General features: G+C 65.5%; 3 protein-coding genes. 2 read left to right on the top strand and 1 reads right to left on the bottom strand.

What is annotated here, in order from left to right; all coding sequences use genetic code 11:
* On the bottom strand, positions 1-143 hold a 143-nt coding region (locus tag V8683_RS31055), incomplete at its 3' end, for a helix-turn-helix domain-containing protein (RefSeq protein WP_462849689.1).
* A 247-nt stretch (positions 144-390) separates the two neighbouring features.
* Here V8683_RS31055 and V8683_RS31050 point away from each other — a divergent pair.
* On the top strand, positions 391-2,436 hold the full coding sequence (locus V8683_RS31050) for a hydantoinase/oxoprolinase family protein (RefSeq protein WP_411186710.1): 2,046 nt from the start codon (positions 391-393) through the stop codon (positions 2,434-2,436).
* Positions 2,437-2,439: 3 nt separating this feature from the next.
* Positions 2,440-3,797 (top strand): hydantoinase B/oxoprolinase family protein (locus V8683_RS31045; protein WP_462880740.1); only part of this gene is annotated, 1,358 nt, incomplete at its 3' end.

Raw genomic sequence — 3,797 nt, 5'->3', positions numbered from 1 at the left:
CGCAACGACTTCGTCGTCGCGGGTTGCGACAGCGACACCTGTTGCGCCGCCTTGCGCAGCGAACCGTGATCGTCGAGGGCGATCAGCAGCGCGATGTGGTTCCCCCGTAGTCTTCTCAGAATCGCATCGATACTGGTTATCACCGATATAACTCCAGCGTCTCACCTGATCCGAAGGTTTCATTATCTGCGCGCCTGGGCCCACATCTACACTCGACGTGTCGTACCCGCCATGCCTACGGCGCGGTCATGACCCGAAGCGCGCGTCGATCATAGCCAAAACCGCGTGATCGTGTCCGTCGCGGCACATCGGTAGCCGGGCGCGAATGTTCGCCCGGCGTATCCAACGCGTATGACATGCGCTGACATCCCGAACATGGAGACAGGCTAATTGAAAAGAATCGGTATCGACGTCGGCGGCACGTTCACCGACGTCGTGATGGTGGATGACGAAACCGGCCGCATCTGGTCGACCAAAGTGCCGACCACCCCGCAGGACCGGGTGATCGGCACGATCGAAGGCTTCAGCCGGATCGTCCAGCTTTCCGGCACGCACGCCGCAGAGGTGGGGTTTCTCGGTCACGGCACGACGATGGCGACCAACATGGTTGTCGAGGGCACGGGCGCGAAGACGGCGCTCGTCACCACGCGCGGCTTTCGCGACATCCTGGAGCTGCGGCGCGTATCGCGCCACGATCGCGCCGACCTCTACGACCTGCTGTTCGACAATCCTCGACCGCTCGTCGAGCGCCGCTGGCGGCTCGAGATAACCGAGCGCATGCGTCATGACGGCGTGGCAGAGACTGCGCCCGAGCAGGCGGAAATCGCGCGCATCGCCGCGCAGATCCGCGACTCCGACGTCGAAGCCGTGGCGGTGTGCCTGTTGCACGCGCACGTGAACCCGCGACACGAGCGCGAAGTCGCGGACGCATTGCGCCGACTGCTGCCGGACCGCTTCATTTGCGCGTCGCACGAAGTCAACCCGGAAGCGATGGAGTACGAGCGCACCAGTTCCACCGTGATCAATGCGATGCTGGGCCCGGTGTGCGGCCGCTATATCGGCCGCCTCGTGGAGGCGCTGGCGCAACGCGGCTTTGCGGGCAAGTTCCTGTTCATGCAGTCCAACGGCGGTCTGGCCAGTCCCGCGATGGTCGCGGACCGGCCGATCGTACTGCTCGAATCCGGTCCCGCCGGCGGCGTGAGCGCGGCGATCCGCAACTGCGAGAAGAGCCAGTTGCGCAATGCGATTCTCGGCGACATGGGCGGCACGACCTTCGATGTCTCGCTGATCCGAGAATTCCGACCGGAGTTGCGCAACAAGAGCTTGCTGCACACCTATACGGTGCGTTCGCCGAGCATCGATATCGACTCGGTGGGCGCGGGCGGCGGCTCGATCGTCTGGATCGATGCGGGCGGCGGCGTGCGCATCGGGCCGGAGAGCGCGGGCGCCGACCCCGGACCCGCGTGCTATGGCCGGGGCGGTACGCGGCCGACGGTCACCGACTGCAATCTCGTGCTCGGCTATATCGACCCGGATAACTTCCTCGGCGGCGAATTCCGTCTCGATGCGAAGGCCGCATGGCGGGTCGTCGAGGAATCGATCGCGAAGCCGCTCGGCCTCTCCGTGCCCGATGCGGCCCAGGTGGTGCGTTCGGTCGCGAATGCGCTGATGGCGCAGGCGATCCGCATCATGACCGTCGAGCGCGGCTACGACCCGCGCGAGTTCTCCTATATCTGTTATGGCGGCGCGGGGCCCGTGCACGCGGTCGATCTCGCGCAGGAAATGGGCATCCGCCGCGTCGTGATTCCACCGCTGCCGGGGCTGTTCAGCGCGTTCGGCATGACGGTCGCGGATCAGCAGTACGACTACCAGAGTCCGCTCGAAACCGATCTCGCGAACATCGACGACGCGACCCTGGCGCAGGCGCTGGACGACCTGCTGGAACAGGGCAACGACGAGCTGCGGCGTCATGGTGCCGAACTGGGCAACGTCAAGGTCGTGCGTCTCGCGGACTGCCGCTACGCGGGGCAGCCCGACGTGATCACGATCGAGGTGCAGGACGCGCGCGACGGTTGCCGCGCGGCACTCGCCACGGCCTTCGAGGCGGCGCACCGCCGGCAATGGAATTTCATCAGCGAGGACAAGCCGATCATCGTCGCCAACGTGCGTCTCCAACTGATAGCGACGACCGGCTGGCGCGGCGGCGTCGCCGGCACCGACGCTCTCGATACGCCGAAATCTTCCCATACGCGCACCGTGTACATCGACGGCAGCATGCGCACGCTGCCGGTCTTCGCCCGCACCGCCATTCCGGTCGGCGCAGCGATCGAAGGGCCGGCCGTGATCGAAGAACATAGCAGTTGCGCGGTGCTAAAGGATTCGCACATCGCGCGCGTCGACTCCGACCTGAACCTCGTCATCGAACTGGCGGCCTGAGTTATGGACATCGTTACCTACGAAATCATTCGCAGCAGTCTCTTCGCGATCGCGCGGGAAATGAAGATCGCCATGATGCGCACCGCGGGCAGCCCATTGATGCATGCCAGCGGCGACTCGTCGGCCGCGATCTTCGATGCCGACATGCAGCTCATCGCACAGGGCAACGACATCCCGACCATGCTCGGCTCCGCGGTCATCTCGACGCGCGTCTCGGTCGAGGCAGTCGGCCGGGAGAACCTGCGCCCCGGCGACGTGATCGTCAGCAACGACGCTTACGTGGGCGGAGGCAATCACCAACCCGACGTGCAGTTCACCCGGCCGGTGTTCGTCGACGGCCAGATTGTCGCCTTCGTGATGACGCGCGGCCACTGGACCGACATCGGCGGGCAGTCGCCCGGCAGCTATACCGTCACCACCTGGGACGTGTTCGCGGAAGGCATCCGCATCCCGCCGGTGCTGCTCTATCGCAACGACGAGCCGGTGCGCGACATGCTCGAACTGTTGACACGCAACAGCCGCAACGCCCACGAGCTGCGGCTCGACATCCAGGCGCAGTATGCCGGCACGTATGTCGGTGACCGGCGCATTGCGGATCTCGTCGCGAAGCACGGCGCACAAGCGCTGCGCGACGTGATGAGCCAGAGCCTGGATCATTCGGAGAAGCTGATCCGCGCGGAAATCGCCCGCATTCCGGACGGCATCTACGAGGCCGAAGAGTATCTCGATCCGATCGAGGCACCGGGCTGGAAGCAGGAGCGGCCGCTGCTGAAGGTGAAGATCACCGTCGAGGGCGACCACATCACCTTCGATTACACCGGCACCGGTGCGCAGGTGCGCGGCGGCATCAACTGCCCGTTGTCCGTCACCTGCAACAGCACGTGGTTCACAGTGAAAGCGCTGACCGATCCGGGCATCCCGATCAATCAGGGCTGCTATCGGCCCGTGACAATCATCGCGCCCGAAGGCAGCGTGCTCAACTGCCGCTATCCGGCTTCGGTCGTGTCCGGCAACACCGAGACCTCGCCGCGCGTAATCGACCTGCTGCTGAAGGCACTCGCCCCCGCGGTGCCCGAGCGCATCACCGGGCAAAGCAATTGCGCGTCGTGCGCCGGTATCTTCAGTGGCCGCGACACCGATGCGCGACGTGTCGAAGCGACCGGGCAGGAGTTCGTGACGATGCACGACGTGCACGCGGGCGGGATGGGCGCGCGAGCCGACAAGGACGGCGTGAGCGGCATCCGCGTATATGTCGGCAACGCCGGCAGCCAGTCGATCGAGATGATCGAGCGGACCTCGCCGTTGCTCGTCGAGGAGTGGTCGCTCGTCACCGACAGCGGCGGCGCAGGACGGCGACGGGA

This window comes from Paraburkholderia sp. AV2 (genome assembly GCF_054968425.1).
The sequence above is the reverse complement of the archived record's forward strand: the minus strand, read 5'-3'. Positions and strand labels throughout refer to the sequence as shown.